Here is a 16,311-nt window from a genome sequence, read left to right on the forward strand (position 1 = left end):
ACCGCCGGCTTCGAAGCTCGCGACGGCGCGTCTGTGAGCGACGCACGCGCACACTCGGCGCCGGCGGAAGATCAGCGGGGGGTCGGACCTCGTCGCCGCACCAGAGGCAGGTACACCTCGTCGACGATCTCGACGAGGACGTCGTCGGGTGCGGTAGGGACGCCACGCACGACGAATTCGTTGCGCAACAGGACGATGGCCACGGTGGCGACCCGAGGGTGGAGCGTCTCGGGATCTGCCTCACCTCGTGCGACCGCGCGCCCCAGGATGGTCAACCAGGGGGCGGCCGCGGCGTCGCCGGACTGGTCCTGCAACTGCGCCACGAGTTCTGACGTGCCGCCGGCCGCGGCGAACAGCTCGCGCAGGATGGCGCCGATCGGGGAACTCCAGAGACGGTTGGCCTGGCGCAGCAGCTCAAGGACGTCGCCGCGCAGGCTGCCGGTGTCCGGGAGCGGGACCGTCGTGGTCAGTTGCCGATAGGCGGCGATGCCGAGCGCCAGACGGTTCGGCCAGCGGCGGTAGATGGCGTTCTTGTTGGTGGCGGCGCGAGCGGCGACCTTGTCCATGGTCAACCCGGCATATCCGGACTCGCTGAGCTCGTCCACCGCAGCCTGCAGAATCGCTTCCTCCAGGGCCGCTCCGCGCCGCCGCGTCTGTCCGGCAGCCGGCCGCCGCGTCGGTTTCTCCTCCATGGCCCCTTCCAAGGACGGTACGGATCGTACCTTCCCATTCTGGTTGTCGGTGCTGAATGAGGGCAACTAGGGTACGGTCAGTACCGTAAACATCCGAAGGGGAAGCACGTGCGCGCCAAAGGCATCAGCTACGACACCGGCTTCGTCAAAGACGGAGCGATCTCCCGTAAGCACTTCGACCCGAAGATGGTCGAGCGCGAGCTGCGGATCATCCGCGATGACCTGCACTGCAACGCGGTCCGCATCATGGGCGGCGATCCGGAACGGATCGACCTGGCGGCGACGTACGCCGCCGACCTGGGCCTGGAGGTCTGGTTCTCCCCCTACCCGCTCGAACTGGGCGGCGAGGAGATGCTGTCGCTGTTCGCGGACTGCGCCGAACGCGCGGAGCGGCTGAGGCGGCGGGGCGCCGAGGTGGTGTTCGTGGCAGGTGCCGAGCTGAGCCTGATGAATCCTGGGTTCCTGCCCGGCGACAGCACCGACGAGCGGGTCGCGTTCCTGGGCCGGCCACATCGCGTGCGGGAGCGGATCGGCGAGGTCAGCGCACGGGTCAACGAATTCCTCGGCCAGGCCGTGGCACTCGTCCGTGAGCGCTTCGGCGGCAAGGTGACCTACGCCTCCGTACCGCTTGAGCGCGTCGACTGGGCGCTCTTCGACATCATGTCCATGGATCTCTATCGGTCGGCCGAGGTGGCCGACCGATTCGCCGAAGGCGTCCGTGGCCTGGTCGCGCAGGGAAAGCCGGTCGCGATCACGGAGTTCGGCGCGGCCGGCTACCAGGGCGCCGGCGAGAGGGGCGCTCTCGGTCTGGAGATCGTCGAGTACGACGAAGGCGGCCCCGTCCGGTTGAACGGTGAGTACGCCCGGGACGAGGCCGGGCAGGCCGCGTATGTGCGTGAGCTGCTGGAGACGTTCGAAGACGGCGGCATCGACAGCGCGTTCGTGTTCACCTTCGCGCTGTACGACCACGTACACCGCCCCGACGGCGCCCCTCACGAGGACCTGGACCTGGCCAGTTACGGCATCGTCAAGGTCTACGAGGACCGCCTCGGGACCACCTACCCCGACCTCCCCTGGGAACCCAAGGCCGCCTTCGCCACCGTCGCCGAGTACTACCGCGGCTGACCACGTCACGAAGACCGCACCAACCGCCCATCGACCCAGCGCTCCATCCGTCCTGCCCTTTCCGCGCGAACAAAGGAGAACACGTGATCACAGATGTCGTCATCGCCGGCGGCGGTCCGAACGGGCTGATGCTGGCCTGCGAACTGAGCCTGGCAGGGGTCCGGCCGGTCGTGCTGGAGCGGCTCCCGGAGGCAAGCAAGGAACCGAAAGCGAACGGACTGCTCGGCCAGGTCGTGAAAATGCTCGACCACCGGGGGCTGTACGAACGTCTTAGCGGTAGCCCGGAACCACCGCAGCCGAACTCCGCGTACTTCATGTTCGGCGCGATGGGCCTGGACCTGAGCCTGCTGGAGGACAGCCCCATCCATGCCCTGCCGGTGCCGCAGCATCGCATAGCGCGGGTCCTGCAGGAGCGCGCCGTCGAGTTGGGCGTGGAAATCCGGTGGTCACACGAGGTCGTCGGCCTGTCGCAGGACGACGGCGCGATCGCCATCGACGTCACGAGTCCGAGCGGGACATACCAGTTGCGGGCCCGGTACCTCATCGGCGCGGACGGAGCACACAGCACCACCCGCAAGCTGTCCCGCATCGAATTCCCCGGCATCACCTACGACCGGATGACTGTCCGCTCGGCGCACGCGACGGTCCCGGCGGACCGGGTCGATCCCGCGACCGGTGCGCTGAACGTGCCCGGCTATGGCGCTGTGCTGCCGTTCCTGCCTCACCGCACCGAGTACGGCGGGTTCTCCTACGCGCCGATGCCCGGCCACCCGCCGCTGGTCAGCACTACAGAGTGGGACCAGCCCAAGACCGACACCCCGATGAGCCTCGACGAGTTGCGGGCGAGCATCCGCCGCGTGCTCGGCGTCGACGTGCCACTCGGCCCGCCCGACGGCGAAGGGCCGCACGTGCTGCGCCGGCTGACCGGCGGTAACACCCGGGTCGCCGAACGGTTCTCCGACGGACGGGTGTTCCTGATCGGTGACGCCGCCCACGTGTACGCCGCCACGGGGGGAGGGCCCGGGCTCAACCTCGGCCTGCAGGACGCGGTCAACCTCGGCTGGAAACTTGCCGCCGTGATCCGCGGTAGCGCTCCGCCCGCACTGCTGAACAGCTACGAGACGGAGCGGTGGCCGGCCGCCCGCCGCATGATCCTGAACGCGCAGGCACAGTCGGCTCTGATAGCCCCCGGTGGCGACGTCACCGCACTGCGCGAACTGTTCACCGAACTGCTCCGCGACCGGAGCACCGTGCAGCGCCTCGCCGAACTCGTCGCGGGCGCCGACGTCCGCTACGACATGGGCGAAGCTGCGGCGCACCCGCTGATCGGCCGGTTCGCCCCGGACATGGAGCTGCACACTCCGGCCGGGCCGGTCCGGCTGGCCGAGCTGACCAGAACCGCCCGCCCCCTGCTGATCGACCTGACCGAAGAAGCGTCGCTGGCGAAGACGCCTGCCCTGCGGCACGACCAAGTCGATATCGTCACCGCGCGCTCCCAGACCTCAGCGCTCACCGCCCTGCTCCTTCGGCCGGACTGCCGTGTGGCCTGGGCGTCCGCATCACCCCACCCAGATCCCACGGAAATGGAGGAACTCCGGGCAGCCTTGCAGCGGTGGTTCGGCGCCACCGAACCCGCCCACGCCTGAAACGCCGGCCCGGCCGTTCCAGGAGCGCCTCGGAGAGCCTCGCCGGCCGAGGCGGGCCGGATGGCCGAGGCCCAGCGGCACGCCGACGAACTGCTCGCGCTACGCGCACGCCTGGCCTTCCACAGCGGGCACACCGACGAAGCCCGCGCCCTGCTCGACCAGCTCGCCGGCGCGCACGACCACCTGGCCTGCCAGGAACAGATCCGCCTGGACGTCCTGCGCAACCAACTCCTGCTGCTGGACGGCAAGCAGGATGAAGGCATGCGGGGCCTTCGAGCGCTGGCCGAGCAGGCACAGCCCAGCGCCGCGATGACGGCTTCGAGCGGAACGGCCCGCACCGGTTACCGGTGCGGGCCGTCATTCTGGCGGGCGGGTGGTTACGGCCCCACATACAATTCGTAGTGCGGCGTGTGCGTCTTCCAGCTGCTGGGGAAATACTTGCATTCGTAACCGGTGGAACCGTCCGCGTAGTACTGGCCGTCGGCATTGCACTGCTGCCAGGTCGCGTCGTTGGCCGGGAAATAGCTTTTGACGTAGGTCCACGCCTGCGCCTGGGCCGGTGCGGCATTCGCCGGCGTGGCCGCCAGCACCCCCGTGGCGGCCGACAGCGCGGCCGCGACGGTCAGTGCGCCGAGGCTGCGCTTGATTACGGACATTCGATCCCCCATCGATTGCTCGGCTGATTCCGTTCCGTTTCAGAGATATCCGACCCGGCGCACGTGGATGGCTTATTTCGAGGATCCTGGAAGTCAGGCCAGGTCCGGCAGCAGGCGCCGGGGGAGTCGGGTCCATGCCGACTTCGAGGGCAAGGTGTGCTGACACCAGCCATGATCAACCCGGGACGGCAGGAAGCCCCAGGCTCCCGGCATCTGCCGTGAGCTGGAGCCTCCATGGGGATCTGGTGGACGATACTGGGATTGAACCAGTGACCTCTTCCGTGTCAGGGAAGCGCTCTCCCGCTGAGCTAATCGTCCATATTGAGTTAGAACTCAGAGCGGAAGACGGGATTCGAACCCGCGACCCTCACCTTGGCAAGGTGATGCTCTACCACTGAGCCACTTCCGCGTGGTGCTGCCTTTACTTTAGCGGATCCCGAGGGTCCGCCGTTCAGCCGAGGTGGAGACGGGATTTGAACCCGTGTAGACGGCTTTGCAGGCCGCTGCCTCGCCTCTCGGCCACTCCACCCTGGAGTCTTGCTCCGAGCGGAAGACGGGATTCGAACCCGCGACCCTCACCTTGGCAAGGTGATGCTCTACCACTGAGCCACTTCCGCGTGAACCCCGGCCGACGTGCGCCGGGCTACGGGAAAACCATATCGTCTTCCCGGAGTGCCCGTGCGCACTGAGAGGGCCGCGGGGCGAAATTCAGCGGACCAGGCGCACGTCCTTGGCCATGACGAACATCACTCGGTGACCGAGTTGGATCTGGTAGTAGCGGGTTTGTCCTGTTGTGGTGACGTGTTTGGCCGCGCTGAAGGCGCCGGCGGAGTAGTAGGAGCCGGTGATCGTGTCGCCCACCGTGTACGTCTGGCTCGGGCCGATCTTGTACTGGAGCGGGGCCAGCGGCTGGTACGACGCCAGCTTGTAGGCGGCCTGCTCCGGATACGCGCGGCCGTACACCCTGGTCCCCGGCCTGAGGGGAGTCACCAGCGGGCCCCTGGCGGGGACGGCGGTGGGGTTGGAGGGCGGGTTGTGGAACCAGGCCTTCTGACCGAGGTACCAGATGGCCGTCCAGTCGCCCTGCCGGTCCGCCACCGCGTAGCGCTGGCCGGTGGAGGCGCGGGCGCTGTGGTCGTACACGCTGTACGTGCTGGGCTTGCCCGGATGCTTGCCCGGGTCGTTGACCAGGCGGGACGACTCGCGCGGCTCCTGGTGCAGCCAGACCGTGGAGGCGCCGTGCGGCGGGCACGCCTTGTCCGGCTTGACGGCGACGCAGCCGGTGAAGCGGGGCCGGTGGGTGGCGTACGAGGGGCGGATCATGATGGAGTTACCGCTCTGGACCCCGTTGAGCGGCCTGCCCAGCAGGTCGAAGTAGTGGGACCAGTCCCAGTACGGTCCAGGGTCCTCGTGCATGCCCGCGACCATCTTCGGGGTGGTGCCTGGGACGTTGTCGTGGCCGAGGATGTGTGCCCGGTTGAGCGGGATGCGGTACTTGCCGGCCAGGTACCTGACCAGTTTGGCCGACGAGCGGTACATCGCCTCCGTGTACCAGGTGCCCTTGGCCAGGTAGCCCTCGTGCTCGATCCCTATCGAACGGGTGTTGACGTCCCAGTTGCCCGCGTGCCAGGCGATGTCGTTGGTCGCCACGTGCTGGGCGACATGTCCGTCCCGGGAGCGGATCGTGTAGTGCCAGCTCACGTACCTCGGGTTGCGGATCAAGGACGGGACGCCCTGGTAGGTGCCCTCGGTGTCGTGAATGACGATGTAGTCGACGGAACGGGACCGGCTCAGGCGGTCGTGGTTGCCGTAGTCCCGGTTCTTCTTCCTGCCGAAACGCTCGTAGGCGGCGGGTATCCATTCGCAGGCGAGTGAGCTCGGGCACTCCACCTGCCCGCCGTTTCCGGTCTTCTCCACATTTCCGGTCTCCGCCCAGTTTCCGTCTGAGTCGGTCTGATCGTCCGTCCCGCTCTCGTCTCCGGAGAAGGACAGCGGGTCGGTGTCGAACTGCTCGTTGTACGGAGGCGGCGGGTCGTTGTCGGCCTGCTCGTTGACGACGGGCGGCGCGGCGGGGTCCCTCTGCGCGTGGATCTCCGCCTGCTCGCCGGTGACGCCGGTAGCCCCCGTGACGGTGGCGGCGTCCTTGGCGGTGACGGGGCCCGTGACGGCGGCGGCGTCCGTGGAGGCGGCGGGCCCTGTGGCGGCGTCCTTGGCGGTGACGGGGTGGGGGAGGTTGGGCACGGGTTCGAGGCGTACCAGGTGGCCGTCGTCGGTGCGCCGCCGCGCGCCCTCCCGCATCACCGAGAACACCTCGTCGGCGAAGTCGCGGGCCGCGGCCGCGTCCTCCGCGCCCGAGTAGCGGGCGACGGCCGCGTACCAGTCGGCCGGGTTGCCGCTCGGGCGGTCCTGGTACGAGGCGAGGAGGGCGGCGCCGCCCCTGATGTTGGCGGCCGGGTCGGTGCGCAGCAGGGCGGGGTCCGCGCCGATGAGGCGCCCGGCCTCGGGCAGCGTGGCGGGCGGCGCCGGGGTGCGCAGCGCCGATGCGGGAGGGGCTTCGGCGAACGTACGGGGCATCGGGCGGGCCTCGTCACCCCGGGCGTCCCCCAGGGCATCGCCGATCGGCCACGCGTGCCCGCCACCGGCCGAGATGGCACGCGCGCCCTGGGTGGCGGCGGTCGAGATGGCATGCGTGTCCTGGGTGGCGCCGGTCGTGGAGGCATGCGTGTCCTGGGTGGCGGCGGCTGATGAGGCGGTGCCGGCCAAAGGGCTGAGCGCATCGGTGGGGAACGCGTCCACCAGGTGCATCGGCCCGTAGCCGCCCGCCGTGCTCGGCGACCCCCCGTTCGCGTCCCAGCGGGACTCCAGGTACGAGACGCCGAGCAGCACGCTCTCCGGCACCCCGAACTCCCGGGCGGCCGCGGCGAACTCGCCCTGCCGCCCGGAAGGGCGCGCAGGGGAGAGGCCGGGCGGGTGTCCTGGGGCAGGGCCGGATGCGGGCATGTCCGCGGGCGCGGTGAACGTGCCGGCGGTCAGGGCGGCGGCGAGCCAGAGGCGCATGACATCTCCCCCAGGAAGGTCACGATACGACTACTCACCGTAACCATTCCCAGAAAGGGATGGGTCAGACGGGTCGGATGATACGCATGAGATCCGCCAGATCGGCAGCGAAGTCGGCATCCCAGTCATCGGGCGTCAGATGCTCGGCCAGCCACCCCCGGGCGCAGGCGATCGCGCCGATCTCGCCCGGCTACTGGGCGACCACCATGCTCCAGGCCGCCGTCAGGGGTGACGTCGCGGGCACGACCCGCCCGGCGGCCGTCGTCGCCAGGCTCGGTCTGGCTGCCGGAGCCTTCGCCTGGTGGCGCTTCGGCAAGGGCTGGGGCCGCGGCAGCCTGCTATAGACAGGCGTTCGAGTTAATTCCTGCCCGATTTCGGGCAGAATGTTGAAGTGTCTCGTTCCAGATGCGTAGTGTCCTCGTCTGTGTCCCCGGCACGACATCCCTACGAAGACCTCATCGTCCACCTCACCGAGACGAGCCCGCTGGGCCCCGGTGAGGCGGCGAAGGTGATCGCCGACGTGCTGTCGTACTTCTCCGAGTCCGTCGAGGAGTACGTCCGCCGCCGGCACGCCGAGCTGAAAACGGTCGGCCACACCAACGACGAGATCTTCCCCAGGATCGCCGCCGAATTACGCGGTCGGCGGGTCGCGGCACCGGAGCTGTCCCTGCGGCAGCTGCGCAGGATCGTCTACGGATGAAGAGGAGACCTCGATGTGCGGAATCGTGGCCTATGTCGGCCCACGGGACGCGGCGCCCATCCTGCTGGAGGGCCTGCAGCGTTTGGAGTACCGGGGGTACGACTCGGCCGGGGTCGTGGTGTCCAACCGGGGGCTCAAGCTACGCAAGGTCAAGGGCCGCGTCGCGGACCTGGCCAAGGTGGTGCCGGCCAGGTTCAAGGGCACCCTGGGCATCGGGCACACCCGCTGGGCCACGCACGGCGTGCCGAGTGACGAAAACGCGCATCCCCACCTGTCCGCCGACGAGCGCATCGCGGTCGTGCACAACGGCATCATCGAGAACGCCGGCGAGCTGCGCGCGAAGCTGGAGGCCGACGGGGTGGTGTTCGCCTCCGAGACGGACACCGAGGTGCTCGCGCATATGATCGCCCGCGCCGCCGACGAGAACGAGTCCCTGGAGGAGGCGGTCAGGAAGACGCTCAAGAGCATCGTCGGCACGTACGGCATCGCGGTCATCGACCGCGAGCGGCCCGGCGAGGTGGTCGTGGCGCGCAACGGCAGCCCGATCGTGCTGGGCATCGGCGAGAAGGAGATGTTCGCCGCGTCGGACGTGGCCGCGCTCGTCCGCTACACGCGCCAGGTCGTGCACCTGGAGGACGGCGAACTGGCTGTGCTCAAGGCCGACGGCTTCCACACCTTCGCCAGCGACGCCCGCGAGACCGCCAAGGAGCCGCTGACCGTCGACTGGGACGCCGGTCACTACGACACCGGCGGCTACGAGCACTACCTGCTCAAGGAGATCTCCGAGCAGCCCGAGACGATCACCCGTACGATGAGCGGCCGGCTCGACGAGCGCTTCCACGTGGCCCACCTGGGCGGACTCAACATGGACGCCCGCGAGACGCGCGGCTTCCGCCGGGTGAAGATCATCGGCTGCGGCTCCGCGTACTACTCGGGGCAGATCGGGGCGCAGCTCATCGAGGAGCTGGCCCGCATCCCGTCCGACGCCGAGCCCGCCAGCGAGTTCCGCTACCGCAACCCGGTCGTCGACCCCGACACGCTCTACGTCGCCATCAGCCAGTCGGGCGAGACGTACGACACGCTCGCCGCCGTGCAGGAGCTCAAGCGCAAGGGCGGCCGCGTCATCGGCATCGTCAACGCGGTCGGCAGCGCCATCGCCCGCGAGGTGGACGGCGGCATCTACCTGCACGCCGGTCCTGAGGTCTCGGTGGCCTCGACCAAGGCGTTCACCTCGACGTCGCTGGCGTTCGCGCTGCTCGCGCTGCACCTGGGCCGGGTGCGCGACCTGTCGCCCGCCGACGGGCGGCGCATCGTGGAGGGCCTGCGCAGACTGCCGGGACAGATCGAGGAGATCCTCACCCAGAGCGACAAGATCGCCGAGCTGGCGCAGAAGTACGCCAAGCACCCGAGCATGATGTTCGTGGGGCGCGTGCGCGGCTACCCGGTGGCCAGGGAGGGCGCGCAGAAGCTCAAGGAGATCTCGTACGTGCACGCCGAGGCGTACCCGGCCAGCGAGCTGAAGCACGGGCCGCTCGCGCTGATCGGCCCCGACATGCCCACGGTCGCCATCGTCCCCGATGACGAGCTGCTCGACAAGAACCTCACCACGCTGGGCGAGATCCGCGCCCGCGGCGGGCAGGTGCTCATGGTCGGCCACCGCGAGCCCGACGCCAAGCTGGCCGACGACGTGATCGTGATCCCCAGGAACGAGATCGAGCTGGACCCGATCCTGCTCACGATCCCGCTGCAGCTGCTCGCGTACTACGCCGCGGTGGCCCTTGGCAGGGATGTGGACAAGCCGCGCAATCTCGCCAAGAGCGTCACGGTTGAATAAACAGGCTAATTTGGCCTCAAACCTCGTTATCTTGCTGCGGACGACATAAATTCGATACGTGCGGCAGTTCGACGCTGAGAGGCCCAATCTCGCACGCATGTACGATTACATGCTCGGCGGGAAGGACAACTTCGCGGTCGACCGCCAGGCCATCGAGCAGCTCGCCGAGCTGATCCCGGAGGCGGTCCCGCTGGCCCGCGCAAACCGGGCCTTCCTGCAGCGTGCCGTACGCTACGTGGCCGCCGCCGGGGTGCGGCAGTTCCTCGACCTGGGCAGCGGGCTGCCGACCCAGGGCAGCGCCCACGAGGTCGCGCCCGAGGCCCGGGTCGTCTACGTCGACCACGATCCGGTCGTCGCCGCACACTCCACGGCCCTGCTCAGTCATTCAGGGCCCGGACGTCCGGGCAGGGCCGCCCTCGTCGAGGCGGACCTCCTGGACCCCGACACGGTGCTGGCGCGGGCGGGCGGCTTCCTGGACCTGCGCCGGCCGGTCGGCGTGCTGCTCGTGTCGATCCTGCACTTCCTGCCGGATTCGGCGCGCCCGCAGCAGGCCGTGGCCGCCCTGCGCGAGCGGCTGGCGCCGGGCAGCTACCTGGTGATCACCCACGCCACCTCGATGGGCCGCCTGGAGGGCGGGCGGCGCTACCGGGGCGCCTCCTCGGACGAGCCGGGCGGCGGCACCGACCGCACGCCCGCCGAGATCCGCGCCTTCTTCGGCGACTTCCCGCTGGAGCCGCCGGGGCTGGTGCAGGCCGTCGACTGGCGTCCCGATCGGCCCAAGCTGGTGGGGGACTGGTCGCTGCCGTCGTCCCTGATGGCGGGGGTCGGCAAGAAGCCATTATGAGAAGTATGTGTATCTCTGCGCATTGTGTCGATAACCTAGAGTAAGCGGTGGCTCGCTAAGCTCGGGGGAGAGGCACATGCGCCGTCGGCGGTTCTTCGCATGGGGGCTGGGCCTGGCCGCGTGCGCGGCCGGCTGCGGGACGGAGCGCTTCGCCGGGAGCGCGGCGGGCCTGCGCACCCGGTTCTCGATCAACCCGCAGGGGCGTCGCTGGGCGCGCGTCGGGCAGGCGCTCACCGGCGCGGCCCGGGCGGCCGGATACGAGACCACCGGGGGCACCAGGATCATGGTGACCGGCCTGCCGGCGCTGGCGGCCGCCGAGCTCAACAACGGCCAGACCCTCCTCGACACCGCGACCCCCCTGTCCAGGCTCAGCGGCGAGGTCGAGGTCGTGGTCGTGCCCGCCCGGTCACCGTTCCGGGACTTCGAGGGTTTCGGCGCGCACCTGCTCGCCCGTCCCGGCCAGACGCAGCTGGCGGGCGGACCCCAGGGCGAGCCCGACCACCTGCTGTTCGGCCTGATCGCCAGAGGGCTCGGGGCCGACACCCGCCAGCTCGACTACACCGACTACCCGAGCAGCCAGGAGGCGGTCACCGCGCTGCTGTCGGGCAAGGCCGCGGCGGCCACGGGCCCGCTGGCCGACTGGCGCGCGAGCATCAAGGCCGGCCGGGCCAAGGCGCTCGCGGTGTCCTCGGCCAGGCGGGTGCCCGGCCTCGACGTGCCGACGCTGCTGGAGTCCGGCGTACGGGTCGACTTCGCGGACTGGGCGGCGGCCTTCGGACCCGAACACATGCCGGACGAGAGCCGCGAATCGGCCATCCGCATGTGCGAGGACGTGACCGGCTCGGCCGGCTGGGAGGAGGCCTGCCGGTCCGCCGGCTGGATCTCGATCCCGCTCAGCGGCGCCGACTTCGAGCAGTGGCTGGGCTCCGAGGTCGAGCGCACCCGCGCCGTCCTGCGGGATCTCGGTCTGCTCGACACCACCAAGGCCACAACATGCTGGGGTAGTTGCGGGAACGGCCACTAGATGTAGGATCCTGCTCGTCGCTGGTTCGCCTCTCCGGAGGCGGAGCAAAAGGGAACCCGGTGTGATTCCGGGGCTGCCCCGCAGCGGTGAGCGGGAACGACCGCCGTCAGGTGCACTGGAGTGATCTGGGAAGCGACGGCCAGTAGGAGCGATCTGCGTGCGCCCGCGAGCCCGAAGACCTGCCAGCGGTGTGCCCGGGCCGCCCGCCCGGCACGAAGTGACCATGGCCTCGCGGGAGGGCCGGGGAGCGAAACGGCCGGGGGATGATCCGTGCCGCCGTGCTCTCGCGCGCCCTCACGGGGGACGAGCTCGCGAGGAGAGAGCACGTGACGCAGATCATCGAGGTCGACCGCCGTCTGGCCATCGAGGAGGCCGCCGCCCGGGTCATCGCCGACCCGGCCAACTCCCGGGTCGCCGCCCGCCTCCTGGCCGAGGAGATCGCCGACGAGGCCGCCGCGCACGGGGTGCGGACGTTCTCCGAGTCCATCGCCGCCACCCACGCGGCCGGGCTGATCCAGGACGGGCTGGTGGAGTTCGTCGCCGCGCACGCCGCCGAGCTGGACGCGCTGGTCTCCGCGGAGGCGGACGATCGGTTCGAGTATTTCGGGTTGCGCACCGTCTACGACCGCTACCTGCTGCGCCACCCCGAGACGCGGGCGGTGCTGGAGCGCCCGCAGCACTTCTTCCTGCGCGTGGCCTGCGGGCTGTCGGAGTCGGTGGCGGAGGCCGCCGAGCTCTACGCGCTCATGTCCACGCTGTCGTACCTGCCCAGCTCGCCCACGCTGTTCAACTCGGGCGCGCGCCGCCCGCAGCTGTCGTCGTGCTTCCTGCTCGACTCGCCGCGCGACGAGCTGGAGGCGATCTACGACCGGTACGGGCAGGTGGCGCGGCTGTCGAAGTACGCCGGAGGCATCGGCATCTCCTGGACCCGGGTGCGCTCGCGTGGCTCCCTGATCCGGGGCACGAACGGCCACTCCAACGGCATCGTCCCGTGGCTGCGCACGCTCGACTCGTCCGTCGCGGCGGTCAACCAGGGCGGGCGGCGCAAGGGCGCGGCCTGCGTCTACCTGGAGACCTGGCACGCCGACATCGAGGAGTTCCTGGAGCTGCGCGACAACACCGGCGAGGACGCCCGCCGCACCCACAACCTGAACCTGGCGAACTGGGTGCCCGACGAGTTCATGCGCCGGGTGGAGGCGGACGAGGTCTGGTCGCTGTTCGACCCGAAGGAGGTGCCCGACCTCACCGACCTGTACGGTGACGCGTTCACGCAGGCGTACCGCGCGTACGAGGCCGCCGGGCGACATGTCCGGCAGATCCCGGCCAGGACCCTGTACGGCCGGATGATGCGCACGCTCGCCCAGACCGGGAACGGCTGGATGACGTTCAAGGACGCCGCCAACCGCACCTCCAACCAGACCGGCCGCCCCGGGAACGTCATCCACCTGTCGAACCTGTGCACCGAGATCCTCGAGGTCACCAGCGACGCCGAGACCGCGGTCTGCAACCTCGGCTCGGTCAACCTGGCCGCCTGCCTTGCCGACGGCGGCGTGGACTGGGACCGGCTGCGCGCCACCGTGCGCACGGCCGTGCGCTTCCTGGACCGGACCATCGACCTGGGCTTCTACCCGACTCCCGAGGCCGCGGCGGCCAACAAGCGCTGGCGGCCCATCGGGCTCGGCGTCATGGGCCTGGCCGACGTGTTCTTCACGCTGCGGCTGCCGTTCGACTCGCCGGAGGCGCTGGAGCTGTCCACCCGGATCGCCGAGGAGATCGCGCTGGCCGCGTACGACACCTCGGCCGACCTGGCGGCCGAGCGCGGCCGGCACCCGTCGTACGCCGAGACGCGGGCGGCCGGGGGAGTGCTGCACCCGGACCACTACGTCACGAGCACGGATCGCTGGGACGCCGTGCGGGACAAGGTCGCCCGCACCGGCCTGCGCAACTCGCTCATGATCGCCATCGCGCCCACCGCCACGATCGCCTCCATCGCCGGCTGCTACGAGTGCATCGAGCCGCAGGTGTCTAACGTCTTCAAGCGCGAGACGCTCTCGGGCGAGTTCCTGCAGGTCAACCGGTATCTGGTGGCCGACCTGCAGGCGCGCGGGCTGTGGACGCAGCAGCTGCGCGACGACATCAAGCGGGCCGACGGCTCGGTCCAGACGGTCCCCGGCATCCCCGACGACCTCAAGGTGCTCTACCGCACGGCCTGGGAGCTGCCGCAGAAGGCGCTGATCGACCTGGCCGCCGCGCGCCAGCCGTACATCGACCAGTCCCAGTCCCTGAACCTCTTCATGGCCAGCCCGACCATCGGCAAGCTCTCGTCGATGTACGCCTACGCCTGGAAGCGGGGCCTGAAGACCACGTACTACCTGCGCTCCCGGCCCGCCACCCGCATCGCCCAGACCACCGTCCAGGCGGCCCCCACGGAGGCGGCCGCCGAGGCGATCGCCTGCTCCCTGGAGAACCCCGAGACCTGCGAAGCCTGCCAGTAAGGAGACTGTTGTGCTGCTCGACCCCGGCATGGACCTCACCCTGCGGCCCATGCGCTACCCCGACTTCTACGAACGCTACCGCGCGGCCATCCGCAACACGTGGACCGTCGAGGAGGTGGACCTCCACTCCGACCTCGCCGATCTGGCCAAGATGACGCCGCAGGAGCGGCACCTGATCAACCGGCTGGTCGCGTTCTTCGCCACCGGCGACTCCATCGTGGCCAACAACCTCGTGCTCAACCTCTACCAGCACGTCAACGCCCCCGAGGCGCGCCTTTATCTCAGCAGGCAGCTGTTCGAGGAGGCCGTGCACGTCCAGTTCTATCTGACGCTGCTGGACACGTACCTGCCGGACCCCGCCGAAAGGGTGAAGGCCTTCGCCGCGGTCGACCACATTCCCTCGATCCGCGACAAGGCGGAATTCTGCTTCAAGTGGATCGACTCGATCAACGCGCTGCAGCGCCTGGAGACGCGGGACGACCGGCGGAGCTTCCTGCTCAACCTCATCTGCTTCGCCGCCTGCATCGAGGGCCTGTTCTTCTACGGGGCCTTCGCGTACGTCTACTGGTTCCGCTCCCGGGGCCTGCTCGGCGGCCTGGCCACCGGGACGAACTGGGTCTTCCGCGACGAGTCCATGCACATGGAGTTCGCCTTCAGCGTGGTGGACACCGTGCGGGCCGAGGAGCCCGACCTTTTCGACGAGGAGCTGGGCAAACAGGTTACCCTCATGGTGGAGGAGGCCGTGGCCGCCGAGCTGGCCTTCGCCGACGACCTCTGCGGGGACGGCATGCCCGGCATGGGGGTCGCACAGATGCGCCAATACCTGGAATACGTCGCCGACCAGCGGCTGGCCAGGCTGGGCCTGCCCACGAGGTACGGCTCGGCGAACCCCTTCGCGTTCATGGAGTTGCAGGACGTGCAGGAGCTGGCCAATTTCTTCGAACGGCGGGTTTCTGCGTATCAAGTGGCGGTTGAGGGCAATGTGACCTTTGACGAGACTTTCTAGACATTGGGGGCATAGGCGTGCAGTCTCCAGCAGGCTGGCCGATTCTCGTGATCTCGGTGATCGGCTCGATCCTCCTGGTTGAGGTGGTACGGAGGGTGCTGAACAGGGTCGGACGCAAATGGTCGCTCGCCCGGCACCTGGTGGAGCACTGCACGTGGGCCGCGTTCACGGTCGCGGCCGTGGTGGCCTTCAACCTGGTGTTCACGCCGGGCATGTTCGGCTCGAGCGCGGACGCGACGGCCGTCGCGGCGACCGTGAACCGGGTGCTCGGCCTCGTCACCATCGGCGCCGTCACCTGGCTGATCGTGCAGGCCACGTACGCGCTGACGGACGTGGTGCTCGAGCGGCTGGTGCGGGTCGAAGGGGAGCGCAACCGCCGGGCGCGGCGGCTCATGACGCAGATCGGGCTGGTCCGCCGCATCGCCGCCGCGGTCATCATCGTGATCGCGATCGGCGCGATGCTCTTCTCGTTCCCACAGGTCCGCGCGCTCGGCGCGGGCATCCTGGCCTCGGCGGGCATCGCCGGCGCCATCGTCGGCATCGCCGCCCAGCCCACCATCGGCAACACCCTCGCCGGCCTGCAGCTGGCCTTCAGCGACGCGCTCCGGCTCGACGACGTGGTCGTCGTGGAGAAGGAATGGGGCAGGATCGAGGAGCTGACGCTCACGTACGTCGTCCTGCGCCTGTGGGACGAGCGCCGCCTGGTCCTGCCGGTCTCGTACTTCACCCAGAACCCGTTCGAGAACTGGACCCGGCACGGCAGCCGCGTCCTCGCCGTCGTGTTCCTGCGCGTGGACTGGTCGGTGCCGGTGCCCAAACTTCGGGAGGCGCTGTACGAGTTCCTGCAGGGCAACCCGCTGTGGGACCAGAAGGACTGGACGCTCCAGGTCACCGACGTGCTGCCGAACGGGCTGGTGGAACTGCGCGCCCTGATGAGCGCTGCGGACTCGCCGTCCTCGTGGGACCTCAAGTGCGACGTACGCGAGTTCCTGGTCAACTACGTCCGCGACAACTACCCCGAGTCCCTGCCCCACTTCCGCGTGGAGACCCCGGAATCGCGCGCGCAGAAATAAATATGTGGCACGGTCGTCGATCACTCCTTTACCGTGGACATTGTCCAGCCGCACGAAAGAAAGGCAGCGAAGTGAGCTACCCCCGACTGTGGCCAGGGCTTTCCGGATAACCAGCCGATTATCGGAAAGCCGTCTCGGAGTACACCGGGGCGGCTTATT

The 16,311-nt window shown here is 69.4% G+C and carries 14 protein-coding genes, 4 tRNA genes and 1 riboswitch; of the genes, 11 read left to right on the forward strand and 7 right to left on the reverse strand.

Annotation, left to right across the window (positions count from 1 at the left end):
• Nucleotides 1–71: 71 nt before the first annotated feature.
• Complete coding sequence (locus tag ACFKCF_RS04915; protein WP_394491045.1) at nucleotides 72–692, reverse strand: TetR/AcrR family transcriptional regulator; 621 nt, start codon at nucleotides 690–692, stop codon at nucleotides 72–74.
• A gap of 108 nt (nucleotides 693–800) precedes the next feature.
• On the opposite strand from ACFKCF_RS04915, the gene ACFKCF_RS04920 reads away from it, so the two are divergent.
• From ACFKCF_RS04920 to ACFKCF_RS04930, 3 genes are all read left to right on the forward strand, one after another.
• A complete protein-coding gene (locus ACFKCF_RS04920) occupies nucleotides 801–1,817 on the forward strand; it encodes a hypothetical protein (protein WP_394491047.1) in 1,017 nt (338 codons plus the stop codon).
• Between the two features lie 83 nt (nucleotides 1,818–1,900).
• Nucleotides 1,901–3,463, forward strand: coding sequence for an FAD-dependent oxidoreductase (locus tag ACFKCF_RS04925; RefSeq protein ID WP_394491049.1), 1,563 nt, complete (start codon nucleotides 1,901–1,903; stop codon nucleotides 3,461–3,463).
• A gap of 60 nt (nucleotides 3,464–3,523) precedes the next feature.
• A complete protein-coding gene (locus ACFKCF_RS04930; protein WP_394491051.1) occupies nucleotides 3,524–3,865 on the forward strand; it encodes a hypothetical protein in 342 nt (113 codons plus the stop codon).
• On the opposite strand, the gene ACFKCF_RS04935 is transcribed toward ACFKCF_RS04930, so the two are convergent.
• The 6 genes from ACFKCF_RS04935 to ACFKCF_RS04960 form a co-directional block, all read right to left on the reverse strand.
• Nucleotides 3,841–4,119 (reverse strand): hypothetical protein, encoded by a 279-nt coding sequence (locus tag ACFKCF_RS04935; protein WP_394491053.1) that lies wholly within the window; start codon nucleotides 4,117–4,119, stop codon nucleotides 3,841–3,843. The genes ACFKCF_RS04930 and ACFKCF_RS04935 overlap by 25 nt on opposite strands.
• Nucleotides 4,120–4,362: 243 nt before the next feature.
• Nucleotides 4,363–4,437: transfer RNA gene (locus tag ACFKCF_RS04940), tRNA-Val, on the reverse strand.
• A 19-nt stretch (nucleotides 4,438–4,456) separates the two neighbouring features.
• Nucleotides 4,457–4,528, reverse strand: a tRNA-Gly gene (locus tag ACFKCF_RS04945).
• Between the two features lie 49 nt (nucleotides 4,529–4,577).
• Nucleotides 4,578–4,648: transfer RNA gene (locus ACFKCF_RS04950), tRNA-Cys, on the reverse strand.
• 16 nt (nucleotides 4,649–4,664) lie between these two features.
• A tRNA-Gly gene (locus ACFKCF_RS04955) sits at nucleotides 4,665–4,736 on the reverse strand.
• A 91-nt stretch (nucleotides 4,737–4,827) separates the two neighbouring features.
• Nucleotides 4,828–7,176 carry an N-acetylmuramoyl-L-alanine amidase gene (locus ACFKCF_RS04960; protein WP_394491055.1) on the reverse strand — a complete coding sequence of 783 codons (2,349 nt, stop codon included), beginning with the start codon at nucleotides 7,174–7,176 and terminating at the stop codon, nucleotides 4,828–4,830.
• A gap of 86 nt (nucleotides 7,177–7,262) precedes the next feature.
• Here ACFKCF_RS04960 and ACFKCF_RS04965 point away from each other — a divergent pair, with 86 nt between their 5' ends.
• From ACFKCF_RS04965 to ACFKCF_RS05000, 8 genes are all read left to right on the forward strand, one after another.
• Nucleotides 7,263–7,520: a hypothetical protein gene (locus ACFKCF_RS04965; RefSeq protein ID WP_394491057.1), complete on the forward strand. Its 258-nt coding sequence runs from the start codon at nucleotides 7,263–7,265 to the stop codon at nucleotides 7,518–7,520.
• A gap of 80 nt (nucleotides 7,521–7,600) precedes the next feature.
• Complete coding sequence (locus ACFKCF_RS04970) at nucleotides 7,601–7,876, forward strand: hypothetical protein (RefSeq protein ID WP_394491059.1); 276 nt, start codon at nucleotides 7,601–7,603, stop codon at nucleotides 7,874–7,876.
• Between the two features lie 13 nt (nucleotides 7,877–7,889).
• The gene (glmS, locus tag ACFKCF_RS04975) at nucleotides 7,890–9,710 is read left to right on the forward strand and encodes a glutamine--fructose-6-phosphate transaminase (isomerizing) (protein ID WP_394491061.1); all 1,821 of its coding nucleotides are present in this window, start codon (nucleotides 7,890–7,892) and stop codon (nucleotides 9,708–9,710) included.
• A gap of 58 nt (nucleotides 9,711–9,768) precedes the next feature.
• A complete protein-coding gene (locus tag ACFKCF_RS04980) occupies nucleotides 9,769–10,554 on the forward strand; it encodes an SAM-dependent methyltransferase (RefSeq protein ID WP_394491063.1) in 786 nt (261 codons plus the stop codon).
• A 76-nt stretch (nucleotides 10,555–10,630) separates the two neighbouring features.
• A complete protein-coding gene (locus ACFKCF_RS04985) occupies nucleotides 10,631–11,578 on the forward strand; it encodes a Bug family tripartite tricarboxylate transporter substrate binding protein (protein WP_394491065.1) in 948 nt (315 codons plus the stop codon).
• A 4-nt stretch (nucleotides 11,579–11,582) separates the two neighbouring features.
• Nucleotides 11,583–11,780, forward strand: a riboswitch (cobalamin riboswitch).
• 124 nt (nucleotides 11,781–11,904) lie between these two features.
• On the forward strand, nucleotides 11,905–14,073 hold the full coding sequence (locus ACFKCF_RS04990; protein ID WP_394491067.1) for a ribonucleoside-diphosphate reductase subunit alpha: 2,169 nt from the start codon (nucleotides 11,905–11,907) through the stop codon (nucleotides 14,071–14,073).
• A gap of 10 nt (nucleotides 14,074–14,083) precedes the next feature.
• On the forward strand, nucleotides 14,084–15,079 hold the full coding sequence (locus ACFKCF_RS04995) for a ribonucleotide-diphosphate reductase subunit beta (RefSeq protein ID WP_394491069.1): 996 nt from the start codon (nucleotides 14,084–14,086) through the stop codon (nucleotides 15,077–15,079).
• A 17-nt stretch (nucleotides 15,080–15,096) separates the two neighbouring features.
• The gene (locus tag ACFKCF_RS05000; RefSeq protein ID WP_394491071.1) at nucleotides 15,097–16,152 is read left to right on the forward strand and encodes a mechanosensitive ion channel family protein; all 1,056 of its coding nucleotides are present in this window, start codon (nucleotides 15,097–15,099) and stop codon (nucleotides 16,150–16,152) included.
• Nucleotides 16,153–16,311: the final 159 nt, after the last annotated feature.

It is taken from the genome of Nonomuraea sp. JJY05, assembly GCF_043496855.1.
Lineage (GTDB): Bacteria > Actinomycetota > Actinomycetes > Streptosporangiales > Streptosporangiaceae > Nonomuraea.